Origin of the sequence: Streptomyces sp. NPDC087845 (assembly GCF_044742755.1) — a bacterium.
GTDB lineage: Bacteria > Actinomycetota > Actinomycetes > Streptomycetales > Streptomycetaceae > Streptomyces.
Genome location: NZ_JBIUVC010000003.1, coordinates 246713 through 262398, shown reverse-complemented (window position 1 = coordinate 262398; position 15686 = coordinate 246713). Strand labels below are relative to the sequence as shown.

Sequence of the window (15686 nt, the reverse complement as noted above, 5' to 3'; positions counted from 1 at the left end):
AGCGGGGCGAGCACGCCGACCCGGTTCGACAGGTCGACGTACTCGCTGCCGTCCAGTTCCCCCGGGGTGTCGTGGTCCAGGAGCGGGCCGCCGCGCGGAGTCGCGGCGAGGGCGCGGCCGCCGAGCCGGGTGCTCAGGGCCGCCGCGCCGGCGGTGAGAAGCATGGATCGTCTGCGCACGGAATTGCCTCCGGTCAGGAGTGGCCGGCCCGCACCGGCGGCGGGCCTGCGAACAGGGAGCGCACCCAGGCCAGTTGCTCCCGCTGCTGATACGCCGCGCAGCCCTCGTGCCCGTTGAACGGGTAGACCCGTACGTCCTTGGGGCCCGCGTAGTGGTTGTAGGCGGTGAAGCAGGTGGACGGGGGACAGACCTCGTCCGTCATCGCGATCGAGAACAGTGCGGGAGCGGTGGCGCGGGTGGCGAACAGCGCGGCATCGAAGTGCGACAGGGTGGTGAACACCGTCTCGGTGCGGTCGCGGTGGAGCTTCAGGTAATCGGCGATCTCGGTATACGGCGGCAGGCCCGAAATCTCCGCGGCCCGGCGGAAGTTGCAGAGGAACGGCACGTCCGGCATCACCCCGGCCAGCCCCGGCACGAGAACGGAGACCGCCAGTGCGATGCCGCCGCCCTGACTGACGCCGGTGACGACGATCCGGCCCGGATCCACCTCGGGATGGGTGCGCATCGCTTCGACGCACCGCACCGCGTCGGTGAACACCCGCCGGTAGTAGTACGTTTCGGGGCTCTCGATGCCGCGGGTGAGGAAGCCGGGGACGGTGCCTGCCGCACCGGCGTCCGTGTCGGCGGTGGCGCCCTCCGCCGCCGACCAGCCCTGACCGCGGGTGTCCATGATCAGGTGTGCGTGGCCGGCGGACGCCCAGAGCAGGTTCTCGTGGGCGAGACCGCGTCCGCGCCCGTATCCCGGGAACTCGACGACGCAGCCGAGCGGTTCGGTGGCCGCGGCCGGCAGGCGCAGCCAGCCGCGGACCGGTCGCCCGGCGAAGCCGGGCAATGTCACATCGTACGTACGGATCTGCGGGAGTCCGGTGTCGACAGGGGTGTACACCGGCTTCTCCACCGGATCCCGGCCGCCTGCGGTGGCTGGGATCGAGGTGCCTGCGGTGGCCTGGCTCAGAGTGTCGGACCAGAAGGCATCGAAGCCGGCTGGAACCGGCAAATCGGGCCGATAGGCGCGGCAGTCCGCGAGCGAGGAGATCCGTCAACGGCATGGAGGTGCCCTCCTGGCTGCGACCGGGATGCTGAACGCCGACCCTCAGGACAGAAGACGTCAGATGTCCTGGCGGCACACGGACCCTAGGCAGCGCTCGCGGCGAGCGTCAAGGCCCCCGCCGGGACGAGGCTGATGCCGGAGGGGGTGGAATCCGGTGCCCCGGGAGGGTTCGCGGGCGGATCGGTCCCGGGAGGGCCCGCGGGTGGGTCAGTCCCGGCCGTCGTCGCGGGCGCGCGCCTCGGAGATCCGGCGCCTGACCGGGGCGTAGTGCTCGCCCAGCGCCTTCATGAAACCGGGTATGTCCCCGGCCCGCGCGGTGTCCACGATGTTCTGGTGCGCCGTGATCGTGGCCATCTCGTCGGCGTGCGTGAAACCGTCCAGATGCGGGGCGACGATCGCGTACACGTCCCAGAAGGCCATCGAGAGCTGACCGATCAGCTCATTGCCCAGGGGTGCCACCAGCAGCGCGTGGAATGCCCGGTCCGCCTCGACGAAGCCGTGCCCGTCCTGTGAGCCGGTCTCGCGCATGGTGGTGACCAGACCGTCCAGTGCGTCGAGCTGCTCCGTGGTGAGCAGCGAGACGATCCGGTCGGCCATTCCGCGTTCGAAGAGTTCGCGTACGTCGACGAGGTCGGCCATCACCTGGAAGTCGTCGCCGGGGGAGAGCAGTCCGCGGAAGGTCAGGCTCTCCACCAGGGCGGACAGGCTCAGCCTGCCCACATAGGTGCCGTGCCCGTGGCGCACCTCGACGATGTCCAGCGCGTTGAGGATCTTGACCGCTTCACGGACGCTGGAACGGCTGGCGCCGAGCGCCTCGCACAGGGCCGGCTCGGTGGGCAGCGGGTCCCCGGGGCGGAGTCGCTCCTTGAGGATGTAGCGCTTGATGCCCTCGACGACCTCCTGTCGGAGCAGCTGCCGGCCGGGCCTCGTACCGGACATGTGTGAACTCCCCACCTCTTGACCCCTCTCAATTGTCAAGCTACGTTCCCACGCTATCAAGGCATCAGACATCTGACGTCTTATGTCTGAGGCTTGTGGATCCCGCGCATCTCTCGACCCCGCGTTCCCCGATGCGCTCCCTCGATCCGTTCAACGCCGTTGCGTTCCACCTTCGATGTCCCTGGAGGACCCGTGCCCGAGCTGAGACCCGCCGGTGTCGAGCGCCGCACCTTCCTGCGTTTCGCCAGTGCTGCCGGTGCGGCAGCCGCCATCACGGCGAGCCTTTCCGCCTGCGGCGGACCGTCCTCGACCGCCGGCGGCTCGGCGGGCAGGGGCAGCGGCGACGGCCTCGTCGAAGCCGGTCTCTCGTACCCCCTGTCGACCGGCTTCGACCCCATGATCACCTCCGGCGCGACCCCGTACGCCGCCAACATGCACCTCTTCGAGGGCCTCGTGGACCTCGACCCGGCGACGCTCGTGGCCCGCCCCGCGCTCGCCACCGAGATGCCGAAGAAGATCAACGCCACCACCTACCGGGCCGCACTCCGCAAGGGCGCCACCTTCCACGACGGCTCGCCGGTCACCGCCGACGACGTGGTGTTCAGCTTCGAACGCGTCCTGGACCCGAAGAACGCCTCGCTGATGGCCCAGTTCGTGCCCTTCATCGACACCGTGAAGGCAGTCGACGCCGGGACCGTCGAGTTCGGGCTCAAGCACCCCTTCGCGCTCTTCCCGTCCCGGATAGCCGTGGTCCGGATCGTCCCGAAGAAGATCGTCGAGCCGGACCCGAAGGCATTCGACGCCAAGCCGGTGGGCTCGGGGCCGTACCGGTTCGTCGAGGCCACCCGCGAGGACAAGATCGTCTTCGAGGCGTACGACAAGTACAACGGTGCGCACCCCGCCAAGGCCAGGAAGATGATCTGGCGCCTGATGTCCGACCAGTCGGCACGCGTCAGCGCCATGGAGTCCGGCCGGGTCCAGGCCATCGAAGACGTCCCCTACATCGACGTCGAGCGGCTCGCGGGCTCCGCCAGGACCGAGTCCGTGCAGTCCTTCGGCCTGCTCTTCCTGATGTTCAACACCGCCGACAAGCGGTTCGCCGACAAGCGCGTGCGCCAGGCACTGCACTACGCACTGGACACCGAGAAGATCATCTCCACCGCGATGGTCGGCAACGCCGCACCCGCCACCGGGTACGTCCCTGCGAGCCACCCCGACTACCACAAGGCCGCCACGGTCTACACCCACGACGTGGCCAAGGCGAAGCAGCTGCTCGCCGACGCGGGCATCAAGAACCTCTCCTTCACCGTCCTGACCACCGACACCGGCTGGGTCAAGGACATCGCCCCCCCCTGCTCAAGGAGAGCTGGGAGGCGGCGGGCGTCAAGGTCACCCTCGACATCGCGCAGTCCCCGGCCCAGTACGCCAAGATCGACAAGGGCGACTTCGAGGTGCTGGTCGCCCCGGGCGACCCCTCCGTCTTCGGCAACGACGCCGACCTCCTGCTGCGCTGGTTCTACTACGGCTTCTGGCCCGAGAAGCGGTACGGCTGGGGCGGTTCTGCCGCGTACAAGAAGGTCAAGCAGACCCTCGACAAGGCCGCCAGGACCATCGACGAGGCGCAGCGGGCGCAACTGTGGGGCGAGGTCACCGACCTCGTCGCCGACGAGGCCGCGCTCTACCCGATCCTCCACCGCAGGCTGCCCTCGGCCTGGAACGAGAAGGCCCTCCCCGGTTTCAAGCCGCTGCCCACCACGGGCCTGTCCTTCCTGGACGTAGGCCGCGCCTGACCGGCCCCGGCGCAGCCCGCCCGGTCCGGGGCACCACCTCGACCCAGGGGCCCCGGACCACCAGCCCGCCCAACCGCAAGGAACCCGACGATGGTTGCTTTTCTCCGGCTCGCGCTGCGCCGCGTCGCGATGATGCCGGTGATGATCCTCGGTATCGCGCTGCTCGTCTTCGTGGTGCTGCAGTTCTCGCCGGTCGACCCGGCCTTCAACGCGCTCGGGGAGAGCGCCACCCCCGAGGCCCGTGCGGCCTTCGCCGAGGCCAACGGCCTCGACGACCCGCTCCCGGTCCGGTACTTCCACTTCCTCGGACAGCTGCTCCACTTCGACCTCGGAACGACCGTCCCGCCGAGCCAGCCCGTGTCCGACCGGATCGCGGCAGCCTTTCCGCTCACCCTCCAGCTGACGTTCCTCGGACTGATCCTCGCGGTCGTGCTCGCGGTGCTGTTCGGTGTGGTCGGCGCGATGTACCGGGACCGCTGGCCCGACCAGCTCTTCCGGGTCGTCTCCATGGCCGGGGTCGCCATACCGTCCTTCTGGCTCGGCGTGCTGCTCATCCAGCAGTTCGCCCTGAACACCCGGATCTTCCCGACCGGCGGCTACACCGACCCCGCCGACTCCGTCGGCGGCTGGCTCACCACCATGGCCCTGCCCGCGGTCTCGCTCGCGCTCCCGGTCTCCGCCTCGCTCGCCCGTCTCGTACGGACCTCGATGGTCGCCGAACTCGACCGCGACTACGTGCGCACCGCCCGCGGCAACGGACTCCCGCCGCTGCTGGTGGTCCGCTCGGTGCTGCGCAACGCGCTCGTCACCCCGCTGACCGTGCTCGGCATCAAGGTCGGCTACATGCTCAGCGGCGCCGTCGTCGTCGAAGCGATCTTCGATCTGCCCGGCATGGGCAAGCTCATCCTCGAAGGTGTCACCGGCGGGGATGTCCCTGGTCCAGGGCACCGTACTGACCATCGCCATCGCGTTCCTGGTGGTCAACGTCATCGTCGACCTGCTCTGTCTGCTGGTCAACCCGCGCATCAGGACGGTGTGACATGTTCGCCACCGGCCATCTGGCCAACAAACTGTCCCGACCGGGCATCGCCTTCCGCGCCCTTCCGGTCACCTCCCGCATCGCCTTCGGCGTACTGGTCGTCGTGGTCCTCGGTGCCGTGCTCGCCCCGTGGTGCACGCAGGACCCGCTGACCACCGGCACCCCGGTGCAGGCCCCCAGCGGCGCCCACTGGTTCGGCACCGACCGGGCCGGCCGCGACGTCTTCGCCCGGGTCGTGCACGGCTCGCGCTACTCCCTGGTCATCGGCCTCGGCGCGACCGCCGTGGCCCTGGCCGCCGGCGCACTGCTCGGCTCGATCGCCGCCACCTCGCGCAGGCTCGGCGACGAGTCGGTGATGCGGACCCTCGACGTCGTCATGTCGTTCCCGCCGATCGCGCTGGCCGCCGTACTCGTCGCGGTCTTCGGCACCGCCATCCCGGTGATCATCTTCGCCATCGCGTTCGTCTACACGCCGTCACTGGCCCGCGTCGTCCGCGCCAACGTGCTGTCCCAGTACGGCGAGGACTACGTCGCAGCCGAGAAGGTCATCGGCGCCCGCCGCGGCTACATCGTGCTCCGCCACGTCGCCGTCAACTGCATGGCCCCCGTCATGGTGTTCGCCACCGTCATGGTGGCCGAGGCGATCATCTTCGAGGCCGGCCTCTCCTTCATCGGAGCCGGAGTGCAGGACCCCGACCCCAGCTGGGGCAGCGTCCTCGCCTACGGCCGGCAGATCCTCCTCGCCGGCGGCTGGTGGGCCACCTTCTTCCCCGGCCTCGCACTGCTGATCACCGTCCTCGCGCTCAACATCCTCTCCGAGGGGCTCACCGACGCCTCCGCGGCCCCGAAGAGCGCCCGCCCCGCCGCCGACCCCGCCGCGGCCACCGCAGCCGCCCCGGTCGAGACCACCTCCACCACGGACATCGACGCCGCCCTCACCGAACTCGCCCACCGCATCAACGCCACCGGGCCCGCCATCACTCCGGTACGGGAGGACGCCGCCGAACTCCTCGTCGTACGCGACCTCGCCATCCGGTTCCCCGACCGCTACGGGGACGTCCCCGTCGTCGACTCGCTGAACTTCACCGTCCACGAGGGCGAAACCCTCGGCCTGGTCGGTGAGTCCGGCTGCGGCAAGTCCATCACCAGCCTCGCCGTCATGGGCCTGCTCGCCCGCAACGCCGAGGTCGGCGGCGAGATCCTGTACCGGGGCCGGAACCTGCTGGGGCTTTCCCCGAAGGAACGCCGCGCCCTGATGGGACCCGAGATCGCGATGGTCTACCAGGACGCGCTGTCCTCCCTCAGCCCATCCGTCCTCGTCGGCACCCAACTGAAGCAGCTCACCTCGCGCGGTGGTACGCGAACCCCCGCCGAACTCCTCGAACTCGTCGGCCTCGCACCCGAACGCACCCTGCGCAGCTACCCCCACGAGCTGTCCGGCGGCCAGCGCCAGCGCGTCCTGAGCGCCATGGCGCTCTCCCGCAACCCCCGCCTGCTCATCGCCGACGAACCGACCACCGCCCTCGACGTCACCGTCCAGGCCCAGGTCGTGGAACTGCTGGTCGAACTGCGCGACGAACTCGGCTTCGCGATGGTCCTCGTCTCGCACGACCTCGCGCTCGTCGGCGACCTCTCCCACCGCGTCGCCGTGATGTACGCCGGCCGCCTCGCCGAGATCGGAGCCACCCGCTCCGTACTCACCGACCCCACCCACCACTACACCCGCGGGCTCCTCGGCTCCGTCGTCTCCCTGGAAGCAGGCGCCGACCGGCTGCACCAGATCCGCGGCATCGTCCCCGCACCCCAGGGCTTCGGCACGGGCTGCCGGTTCGCCTCACGCTGCGCCGCCGCCACCGAACTGTGCCGCACCACCGCACCCGCGCTCACCGCACGCGGTGCCACGAACGACCACGGCTTCGCCTGCCACCACCCGGCGAAGGCCGCACAGCTGGAAGGGAGCGCCCTGTGATCAGGCTCGACGGCGTCCACGTACGCCACAAGGCACGCAGCGGCGGAGTCTTCCGCCGGGACGCGGTGCACGCCCTCACCGATGCCACCCTGGAGGTCGAGCGCGGCGAGATCGTCGGCCTGGTCGGCGAGTCCGGATGCGGCAAGTCCACCCTCGCCCGGGTCCTGACCGGCCTCCAGAAGCCCACCGAGGGCCGGGTCCTCTTCCACGGCCACGACCTGTGGAACATGTCCGGCACCCGGCGCCGCGACGAGTTCGGCTCGGCCGTCGGCGTCGTCTTCCAGGACCCGTCCACCGCACTGAACCCCCGCCTGACGGTCCGCCAGATCCTCCGTGACCCCCTGGACGTGCACCGGCAGGGCACCCGGGACGCGCGCGAGGCCCGTGTCGAGGAGCTCCTCGACCTGGTCGGCCTGCCCGGCCACACCCTCGCCGCCCTCCCCGGACAGCTCTCCGGCGGCCAGCGCCAGCGCGTCGCCATCGCCCGCGCCCTGACCCTCGAACCCGAACTGATCGTCGCCGACGAACCGACCTCGGCCCTCGACGTCTCCGTCCGCGCCCAGGTCCTCAACCTCCTCGTCGACCTGCGCGAACGCCTCGGCCTCGGCGTGGTGTTCATCTCGCACGACATCCAGACCGTGCGTTACCTCGCCGACCGCGTCGCCGTCCTCTACCTCGGCCGGATCGTCGAAGAGGGGTGTGCGCAGGACGTCGCCGGTGCCCCCGCGCACCCGTACACCGAGGCACTGCTCTCCGCGACCCCCAGCCTGCTGGAGACCACCGAACGGATCGTGCTCACCGGACCGGTGCCCTCGGCCACCAACCCGCCGTCCGGCTGCCCCTTCCGCACCCGCTGCTGGAAGGCGGACGACGCCTGCGCCACGGCCTTTCCCGCCCGGACCTCGGGCCCGGACGAGCACCGGTGGCACTGCGTCCATCCCCAGAACCCCACGCCCTCCACCGGGGGCCCGACGCCCGTACCGTCCGCAAGGAGCACCGCATGACCGCCCGGACTCCGCGCTACTCCGGAGTGATCCCGCCCGTCGTCACCCCGCTCACCGCGGACGGAGAGATCGACCGGCTCTCCTTGGAACGGGTCGTGGAACACCTCCTCGACGGCGGGGCCGGCGGACTGTTCGCCCTCGGCAGCTCCGGCGAGACGGCCTATCTCACGCCGGCCCGGCAGGACGAGGTCATCAAGGTCGTCACGGCGGCCTCCGCAGGCCAGGTACCCGTCCTCGTCGGAGCGATCGAGACCACCACCGGCCGCGCGATCGAGCGGGCCCGCGCCGCCGAGGCGCTCGGCGCCGACGTCGTCGTCGTCACGGCGCCGTTCTGCACCCGCACCCACGACACCGAGATCGACCGCCACTTCCGTGACATCGCCGCCGCCCTCGACGTACCGGTGCTCGCCTACGACGTGCCGGTCTGCGTGCACAGCAAGCTGGACCCGGAACTGCTCCTGCCGCTTGCCGCGGACGGCGTGCTGGCCGGGGTGAAGGACTCCAGCGGCGACGACGGTTCGTTCCGCCGCCTGGTCGTCGGCGCCCGTGGGCTGCCGGACTTCTCCGTCCTCACGGGGCACGAACTCGTCGTCGACGCGATGATGCTCGGCGGTGCCGACGGGTCCGTCCCGGGGCTCGGCAATGTGGACCCGCACGGATACGTACGCCTCCACGAGGCCGCGATACGCGGCGACTGGACCACCGCACGCGCCGAACAGGACCGTCTCGTCGCGCTCTTCGACATCGTGCGCGCGGCCCGCCCCGGTACGGCGTCCGCCACGGCCGCGGGGCTCGGCGCGTTCAAGACGGCCCTCATGCTGCGCGGGGTCGTCGCCACCAATGTGATGAGCCCGCCGATGCGACGACTCGACGAGGCCGAGACCGCCGCGATCGCGGCCTGCCTGGACCGGGCGGGCCTGTCCCGGAGCTGAGCGGAACCGCAGAGGTCCGTCGGTACAGCCCCTGCTGTACCGACGGACCTCTGTGATTCCTGCTTCTTGTCCGTCGTGGTGCGGGTCAGTCCTTCGAGGCGCGGGTGCGGCGCATCAGCAGGGCGCCGCCGAGCACCATCGCGGCGCTGGCCCCGCCGGCCAGACCCATGTTGGCGTCCGCACCGGTGTGCGCCAGCTGCGGCTTGTGGTGATGGTGGTGGTGGTGCCCATGCGGCTTGTGGTGGTCCGGCGGGCAGTCCGGCTTGTGGTGGTGCGGCGGCTTGTGGTGCGTCGGCGGCTTGTGCGGGGGGTGGACCGGCGGCTTGTGGGGCGGGTGGACCGGCGGCTTGTGGTGGTCCGGCGGGCAGTCCGGGTGGTGGTGGTGCGGCGGCTTGTGGTGCGTCGGCGGCTTGTGCGGGGGGTGGACCGGCGGCTTGTGGGGCGGGTGGACCGGCGGCTTGTGCGGCGGGTGGACGGGCGTCGGAGTGCTGGTGCCCGGGGACTCGTTCTCGCACTCGTTGCCGAACGCGGGGTTCAGCAGGCCGACGACGTCGACGGTGTTGCCGCACGCGTTGACCGGAACGTCCACGGGAACCTGGACGAGGTTTCCGGACAGGACACCTGGGGAGTGGGTCGCGGCGCCCTCGGCGCTCGCCCCCTGGACGCCGCTGCCGCGCCCGTCGCCCTCGTTCTCGTTCTCGCACTCGTTGCCGAACGCGGGGTTCAGCAGGCCGATCACATTGACCGTGTTGCCGCACACGTTGACGGGAACGTGCACCGGCACCTGGACGGCATTGCCCGAGCCGACGCCCGGCGAACCGACGGCGGCACCCTCGGCGGAGGCGTCCGCGAACGCGTACCCGCCGGAGGCGGTCAGAATGCCGGACGCCGCCGCCATCACCAGCACGCTCTTACTCAAGGCTTTTCGCATTGATTGCCCTTTCCTAGGACACGTCGCGCGAGCACGGGGCTCGCGGTTAATTCATCAGGCGGTGCAGTTTCGGCCGAGGACGAAACCCCGGCGCTTTCCGGCGTGATCCGGCAAGTGGTGGTCGCGGCGGAGCGGAGGAACCACGTCGGAACATTCTTCTGTGTAGAGGAATCCACCTTCTGCCGGGTGAACGCCCAAGCCACACGCCTGGTGACACCCATAACGAGGAGAACTTGTCGAGGAAACTCGTACTTCGTGGAAATTTCGTGACCACCCGAACGGATTACATGTATGGATCCGCTCTGACGTCATCCGGCGGCCTCGGCGGTCAACCGGACGGGAGAGACAGATGATTGACACCTCAACGAACAGTCGGACCGGGTAAACGCTTCTGCAACACCTCTGGTGCCCTTTCGCACTCCTGTCCGGACACTCTCGGCGTTCGGGTGAATGGAAAGAACCAAACGTGCGGTCGCGAGTTGGGCAGGAGGCTCCGGTACGGGGCATCCGGTACGAGAAGGGTTAATCGTGATCAAGAAGGTTCTGGCTACGGGCGCTGTGGCCGCCTCCATCCTCGGTCTGGGCGCGACGCAGGCCATGGCGATCGGCGACGCCGGCGGTACGACTTCGGTCAACGGCAACGGAGCCTCGCAGGTCTTCGGCAACGCCGAGACCCGTGGTGACGGCAGCCCGCAGTTCGGCCTGGTTCAGGGCAGCCTGAACAAGCCCTGCATCGGCCTGCCGGCCAAGGTCAACGCCGGCTCGCTCATCGGTCTGATCCCGATCGCGGTCCAGGACGTCAACGTGCTGTCCTCGCCGCAGAACCAGCAGTGCACCGAGAACTCCACCCAGGCCAAGGGTGACGAGCCGCTGTCGCACATCCTGAGCGGCATCCCGGTGCTCTCCGGCAACGGCGCCGGCAACAGCTGATCCAGCCGCAGTGACAGGCCCGGGCCGCCGGCGTTCCTCCTCCGTGCGGCCCGGGCCTGCTGTTGCCCTTCCGGGTATCGGTACATCGGATGGTCCGACGATCCGGCACAGGGCATCGGGCGATCAAAACAGCGTCATTCGGGCGGTTTTCGAGAATCTTCTCCCTGAAGAGTTTCGTCTGCGGTCTTAAATCGTTACGAATTACACCGGCGGAGTTACGAGTGATCAGGACCGCGCTCGTGCGGCACGAAAGACGTGACCGCTCCGGACTCCGTCAAAGAAAGGGACAAACGTGAAGTACACCAAGGTTGCCGCCGTCGCCGCCGGAACCCTGATGGCGATGGGTGTGGCCGCGCCCGCCTTCGCCGACGCCGGTGCCGAGGGCCTCGCCGCCGGCTCCCCGGGCGTCGTGTCCGGCAATGCGATCCAGGTCCCGGTCCACGTTCCGGTCAACGTCTGCGGCAACACCATCAACGTGATCGGTCTGCTCAACCCCTCCTTCGGCAACACCTGCTTCAACGTCTGACCTCTGGTCGGCCCAGCCGAACGCTCATGACAGGACGGCCCCGGAACGCATCCGATGCGCTCCGGGGCCGTCCCCCTTCTCCAATATTCGATCGAGCGGCGCCGAGAAAATGCGGGTCCGTGCAGTTGCCGGGGCGCAGCCGGATCGTTACCCAGGATGAAAGCGGCAGAAGTCACAGCTAAAGAAGGCTGGTGCGGCGCGGATACGCGGCCGAAACGGATGCCGCTGCAGAAGGGAACCCGAAAGTGAAGTACGCGAAGACCGCTGCGTTCGTTGCCGGTTCCGTGGCTGCTCTGGGAACGGCTGCTCCTGCCTTCGCCGTTACCACCACCACGGCCCCCAACTTCAGCCTCAACGGCGGCGTCAACCAGGTGGTGGAGAGCGCACCGCAGGCTGTCGACCCGATCGTCGACACGGTCGGCGGAGCCGCCGAATCGATGCAGAAGAACGGCACCGTCACCAAGCTGGCCGACCAGGCCACCGGCGCGGCCAAGGGGGCGGCCCCGCTGATGGGCGGCCTGCCGCTCGGCGGCTGACTCTCACACCACGGCGGTTCCCCGTTCATTCGTGGCGCCGCGCCTCCCTCCGGTGTTCTGCATGCGGCGAACGACCGGACCGCAGAAATACCGTTCGAGTGAATAGGCACAACCATCCCCGTCGCCGTGAGTTGGTCAGTGCGCTCCGGACAGGCGGGCAACAGAAAACCCAGAAGGGCTATTCAATGATCAAGAAGATTATGGCCTCGGCAGCCGTCGCTGCTTCGATCGTCGGTGTCTCCGCCGCGATCGCCCCCCAGGCCATGGCCGTCGGCAACGACGGTGGTACGACGTCGGTCAACGGCAACGGCGCCATGCAGTCGTACGGCAACTCCGCCACCCACGGCGACTGGAGCCCGCAGTTCGCGCTCATCCAGGGCTCGCTCAACAAGCCCTGCATCGCCCTGCCGGCCAAGGCCAATGTCGGCTCGGTGCTCGGTGCCATTCCGATCTCGGTCCAGGACCTCAATGTCCTGTCCTCGCCGCAGAACCAGCAGTGCACGGAGAACTCCACCCAGGACAAGGGCGACGAGGCCCTGTCGCACATCCTGAGTGGCATTCCGATCCTGTCCGGCAACGGCGCCGGCAACAACTAGAACCGTAAGGCTCCGGTCGCGCGTCGCTGATTCCTCGGCCTCGTCGAGTCCCTCACCACGTGCGGCTTCGAGCCCGCCTGCCCGCAGTACGTGAAACACCGTGGGGTCGGCGCATCCACGCGGCAGCCGTTCTTCGGCGGCCCGGATGTGCCGGCCCCACGTCGTGTGCCCGCAGGCTCCGTCGTCCCCTCGAAGGGGCGGGCGGACTGGGCCGGTTGCCGTAGTGGCGGCGGGCGTCACCCGCCGCACCGGGTAGGAGCCAACCATGGACCAGTACGACAGCCAGCACCCCTGCGGTCGGCAGCGGCGCGCACAGGACGTCACACCCATCTACGACCGGCTGCTCGCCGAATGGCAGGCGGCCCGGGGCGGGCCGGAACCGGCACCGCTCGCGCAGCCCGGCAGGCCCTGTGCGGGAAGCCGGGTTCCCGCCGCCCGTACGTCGGGCGAAGCCTTCGACGGGTGAGAGGAGAGCGTCGAACTTACGCCGGATCGAACTCATTTGAGTGGTAGTGCAGAACCGACGCTTCCGTAGCGGGTTGATCAGTACGTTCCACAACGGGACGCTCCGAAAGGTGAAGCGTGATGAAGAAGATGATGGCCGGCGCAGCAGTGGCCGTGTCCCTGGTCGGCCTGTCCGCCGCCGCGGCCCCCGCGGCCATGGCGATCGGCAACGACGGTGGTACGACGTCGGTCAACGGCAACGGCGCCGTGGACTCGTTCGGCAACAGCGTGACCCGGGGTGACGGCAGCCCGCAGGTCCAGCTCGTCCAGGGCACGCTGAACAAGGCCTGCGTCGGTCTGCCGCTCAAGGCCAACGTCGGTTCGCTCGTCGGCCTGCTCGTGCCGGTCGCGGTCCAGGACATCAATGTCCTGCACTCGCCGCAGAACCAGCAGTGCGCCGACAACTCCACCCAGGCCAAGGGCGACGAGGCGCTGTCGCACCTCGTGAGCGACATCCCGGTGCTCTCGGGCAACGGTGTCGCCAACCACTGACGCCCACTTGAATGCGGGCGATCGCAGGGGAGCACCCTGTGGTCGCCCGCATTCCGGTGCGTCGGCGACTCCGGGGCTCCGCGCATGGTGATGCCCACCGTTCCACGGGGGCGGTGGGCATCGGGCGTACCGGGGCGGCTCAGCCCAGACTGCGTACCGGCAGGACGCAGTGCGCAGAGGTCATGATGACCTCCGGGTCGGCGGCGAACGACCGCAGCAGTTCCTCGCCGACCGGTCGGCCCGGCGTGCCCTCGGGCCATGGACGGGTGGCGAACATCGTGTGCACCTCACCCCGCTGCTCGGCGGCGGCCAGCCACTCGGGCGGTGCGGGGTACTGCGCCGTGAAGTGAGGCAGCGTCAGTACGGCCTGACCGGCCTGGACCAGCAACTTCACCGGGAGCCCCGGAGTCTCGGCGGCATACACCGGACCGCCGCCGGCCGGCAGGCCGCTGCGGTCCAGGGCCACGCGCATCGCGGCCTCACCGGCGGCCGGGCCGTCCGTCCCGTCACCGAGCGAGTAGACGAGGAGGAAGGCGACGTCTGGGCCGCCGTCGGGATGCTCGCCGCTCCATCCGATCAGTGTGATCGTGCCCAACTGGGCCTGTGTGAACGTGCCGGTGGCGGTCTGGGGTGAGGTCATGCTCGGCACCATAACGGCCCGGGACCGGACGATGTGCATGTGTATCACCTGATCGAGGGATATTTGCGGAGATATCCGGCGGATGCGGTTCAGGCGCTCTCTCAGAAGCGGGGCGCCGGACGCCGTAAATCAAATGTGTTGACGCCACCCGATGGCAGCGGGCTATCGTGTGCAGCGTTCCGGACGGCGGAGAAGAAGCGCCGGTGTCGGCCCCGTGCTTGAACCAGGAGGTGAGGACATTGATGACTGTCGCTGCGATGGGCGTTGCCCACAACCAGAAGAGCATCGTTCCCACCCCCGTGGTCGCCGGCTGACCTCTCCTCAACTCTGCGCGCCTGTACGCGCGTTGCCGGGGCCACCCTTTGAAGGGTTTCCCTTGTCTTTCCCGACTTCTCCGTTTCTTTCCTCTTCTCTTCAGGGCTCCACCGCGCCGCATCCGCTGTCCCCGTACGGCTGGGACGGCGACTGGGCCGCCGAGTTCGCGCCGTACGCCGAGCAGGGTCTGCTGCCCGGACGCGTGGTGCGGGTGGACCGCGGGCAGTGCGATGTCATCACCCCGTGCGGCACGCTCCGGGCCGACACCGCCTTCGTCGTTCCGCGCGATCCGATGCGGATCGTCTGCACGGGCGACTGGGTCGCCGTCGACCCCGACGGGGATCCGCAATTCGTACGGACGCTGCTGCCGCGGCGCACGGCCTTCGTCCGCTCGACGTCGTCACAGCGTTCCGAAGGGCAGGTGCTCGCCACCAACATCGACCACATCGCCATCTGCGTCTCCCTCGCTGTGGAGCTCGACCTGGGGCGGGTGGAGCGCTTCCTCGCGCTCGCCATGTCGAGCTCCAGCGGTGACGCGCTGCTGCGCGAGGGGGCCGCCGCCGACGGCGCCGCCGAGCCGATCGTGGTGCTGACCAAGGCCGATCTGGTGCCGGACACCGCCACCTTGGCCTATCTCGTCCAGGACATCGAGGCCATCGCGCCGGGTGTGCAGGTGCTGCCCGTCAGCTCCGCCACGGGGGAGGGGCTCGATGTGTTCGCCGCCATCGTCTCGGGCGGTACGAGTGTGCTGCTCGGGGCGTCCGGTGCCGGAAAGTCGACCCTCGCCAACACGCTGCTCGGCCGCGACGTGATGGAGGTGCAGGCCGCCCGTGACGTCGACGGCAAGGGCCGGCACACCACCACGACCCGCAATCTCCTGGTGCTGCCCTCCGGAGGCGTGCTGATCGACACCCCGGGACTGCGCGGGGTCGGCCTCTGGGACGCGGAGACCGGCGTCGGCCAGGTCTTCTCCGAGATCGAGGAACTGGCCGAGCGGTGCCGGTTCCACGACTGCGCCCACCGGTCGGAGCCCGGCTGCGCGGTACTCGCCGCGGTCGAGGACGGCTCTCTGCCCGAGCGGCGCCTCGACAGCTTCCGCAAGCTGCTCCGCGAGAACCAGCGCATCGTCGCCAAGACCGATGCCCGGGTGCGGTCCGAAATGCTGCGCGAATGGAAGCGCAAGGGGGCCGAGGGCCGGGCGGCCATGGACGCGAAGCGGGGCCGGGTGCGGTAGCCGCAGCCCGTCGGCCGCCTTGTCGACCGGGTTGACGTCCGAAAACCGCGAGTGCGGTACCGGGAAGTGCCGCACACT

Annotated in this window: 13 protein-coding genes and 3 pseudogenes; 12 read left to right on the top strand and 4 right to left on the bottom strand. The window is 69.5% G+C overall.

Annotation, left to right across the window (positions count from 1 at the left end):
* Positions 1–193: 193 nt before the first annotated feature.
* Both ACIOMQ_RS10330 and ACIOMQ_RS10325 read right to left on the bottom strand, forming a co-directional pair.
* A pseudogene (locus tag ACIOMQ_RS10330) lies at positions 194–1229 on the bottom strand (acetylxylan esterase).
* Positions 1230–1438: 209 nt separating this feature from the next.
* A complete protein-coding gene (locus ACIOMQ_RS10325; protein ID WP_362197731.1) occupies positions 1439–2170 on the bottom strand; it encodes an FCD domain-containing protein in 732 nt (243 codons plus the stop codon).
* A gap of 192 nt (positions 2171–2362) precedes the next feature.
* Here ACIOMQ_RS10325 and ACIOMQ_RS10320 point away from each other — a divergent pair.
* The 5 genes and pseudogenes from ACIOMQ_RS10320 (at position 2363) to ACIOMQ_RS10300 (ending at position 8904) form a co-directional block, all read left to right on the top strand.
* Positions 2363–3960 (top strand): annotated as a pseudogene (locus tag ACIOMQ_RS10320) (ABC transporter substrate-binding protein).
* A 90-nt stretch (positions 3961–4050) separates the two neighbouring features.
* A pseudogene (locus ACIOMQ_RS10315) lies at positions 4051–4999 on the top strand (ABC transporter permease).
* Position 5000: 1 nt separating this feature from the next.
* Positions 5001–6968 (top strand): dipeptide/oligopeptide/nickel ABC transporter permease/ATP-binding protein, encoded by a 1968-nt coding sequence (locus tag ACIOMQ_RS10310; RefSeq protein ID WP_402188556.1) that lies wholly within the window; start codon positions 5001–5003, stop codon positions 6966–6968.
* Positions 6965–7972 carry an oligopeptide/dipeptide ABC transporter ATP-binding protein gene (locus tag ACIOMQ_RS10305; RefSeq protein WP_402188554.1) on the top strand — a complete coding sequence of 336 codons (1008 nt, stop codon included), beginning with the start codon at positions 6965–6967 and terminating at the stop codon, positions 7970–7972. The genes ACIOMQ_RS10310 and ACIOMQ_RS10305 overlap by 4 nt, the downstream gene beginning before the upstream one ends.
* The gene (locus tag ACIOMQ_RS10300) at positions 7969–8904 is read left to right on the top strand and encodes a dihydrodipicolinate synthase family protein (RefSeq protein WP_402188552.1); all 936 of its coding nucleotides are present in this window, start codon (positions 7969–7971) and stop codon (positions 8902–8904) included. The genes ACIOMQ_RS10305 and ACIOMQ_RS10300 overlap by 4 nt, the downstream gene beginning before the upstream one ends.
* A gap of 85 nt (positions 8905–8989) precedes the next feature.
* On the opposite strand, the gene ACIOMQ_RS10295 is transcribed toward ACIOMQ_RS10300, so the two are convergent.
* The gene (locus ACIOMQ_RS10295; RefSeq protein WP_362197716.1) at positions 8990–9835 is read right to left on the bottom strand and encodes a chaplin; all 846 of its coding nucleotides are present in this window, start codon (positions 9833–9835) and stop codon (positions 8990–8992) included.
* Positions 9836–10363: 528 nt separating this feature from the next.
* Between ACIOMQ_RS10295 and ACIOMQ_RS10290 the strand changes: the two genes are divergently transcribed.
* The 6 genes from ACIOMQ_RS10290 (at position 10364) to ACIOMQ_RS10265 (ending at position 13419) form a co-directional block, all read left to right on the top strand.
* Complete coding sequence (locus tag ACIOMQ_RS10290) at positions 10364–10765, top strand: rodlin (protein ID WP_362197713.1); 402 nt, start codon at positions 10364–10366, stop codon at positions 10763–10765.
* Positions 10766–11057: 292 nt separating this feature from the next.
* A complete protein-coding gene (locus ACIOMQ_RS10285) occupies positions 11058–11291 on the top strand; it encodes a chaplin (RefSeq protein WP_362197710.1) in 234 nt (77 codons plus the stop codon).
* A 245-nt stretch (positions 11292–11536) separates the two neighbouring features.
* Positions 11537–11827, top strand: a complete 291-nt coding sequence (locus tag ACIOMQ_RS10280; protein WP_362197707.1) for a hypothetical protein — start codon at positions 11537–11539, stop codon at positions 11825–11827.
* A gap of 185 nt (positions 11828–12012) precedes the next feature.
* The gene (locus ACIOMQ_RS10275; RefSeq protein ID WP_402188550.1) at positions 12013–12423 is read left to right on the top strand and encodes a rodlin; all 411 of its coding nucleotides are present in this window, start codon (positions 12013–12015) and stop codon (positions 12421–12423) included.
* 265 nt (positions 12424–12688) lie between these two features.
* Complete coding sequence (locus tag ACIOMQ_RS10270; protein WP_362197701.1) at positions 12689–12889, top strand: hypothetical protein; 201 nt, start codon at positions 12689–12691, stop codon at positions 12887–12889.
* A 119-nt stretch (positions 12890–13008) separates the two neighbouring features.
* Positions 13009–13419, top strand: coding sequence for a rodlin (locus tag ACIOMQ_RS10265; protein WP_362197698.1), 411 nt, complete (start codon positions 13009–13011; stop codon positions 13417–13419).
* A gap of 139 nt (positions 13420–13558) precedes the next feature.
* Here the strand turns inward: ACIOMQ_RS10265 and ACIOMQ_RS10260 are convergent, their stop codons facing one another.
* On the bottom strand, positions 13559–14059 hold the full coding sequence (locus ACIOMQ_RS10260) for a DUF5949 family protein (protein ID WP_362197695.1): 501 nt from the start codon (positions 14057–14059) through the stop codon (positions 13559–13561).
* Positions 14060–14435: 376 nt separating this feature from the next.
* Here ACIOMQ_RS10260 and rsgA point away from each other — a divergent pair, with 376 nt between their 5' ends.
* Entirely contained in the window at positions 14436–15608 is a 1173-nt protein-coding gene (gene rsgA / locus ACIOMQ_RS10255) for a ribosome small subunit-dependent GTPase A (protein ID WP_362197692.1), read from the top strand.
* Positions 15609–15686 lie beyond the last annotated feature (78 nt).

Coding starts and splice junctions, on each gene's coding strand:
- ACIOMQ_RS10325 (WP_362197731.1), bottom strand. CDS start 2,170: ATGTCCGGTACGAGGCCCGGCCGGCAGCTGCTCCGACAGGAGGTCGTC.
- ACIOMQ_RS10310 (WP_402188556.1), top strand. CDS start 5,001: ATGTTCGCCACCGGCCATCTGGCCAACAAACTGTCCCGACCGGGCATC.
- ACIOMQ_RS10300 (WP_402188552.1), top strand. CDS start 7,969: ATGACCGCCCGGACTCCGCGCTACTCCGGAGTGATCCCGCCCGTCGTC.
- ACIOMQ_RS10295 (WP_362197716.1), bottom strand. CDS start 9,835: ATGCGAAAAGCCTTGAGTAAGAGCGTGCTGGTGATGGCGGCGGCGTCC.
- ACIOMQ_RS10275 (WP_402188550.1), top strand. CDS start 12,013: ATGATCAAGAAGATTATGGCCTCGGCAGCCGTCGCTGCTTCGATCGTC.
- ACIOMQ_RS10270 (WP_362197701.1), top strand. CDS start 12,689: ATGGACCAGTACGACAGCCAGCACCCCTGCGGTCGGCAGCGGCGCGCA.
- ACIOMQ_RS10265 (WP_362197698.1), top strand. CDS start 13,009: ATGAAGAAGATGATGGCCGGCGCAGCAGTGGCCGTGTCCCTGGTCGGC.
- ACIOMQ_RS10260 (WP_362197695.1), bottom strand. CDS start 14,059: ATGACCTCACCCCAGACCGCCACCGGCACGTTCACACAGGCCCAGTTG.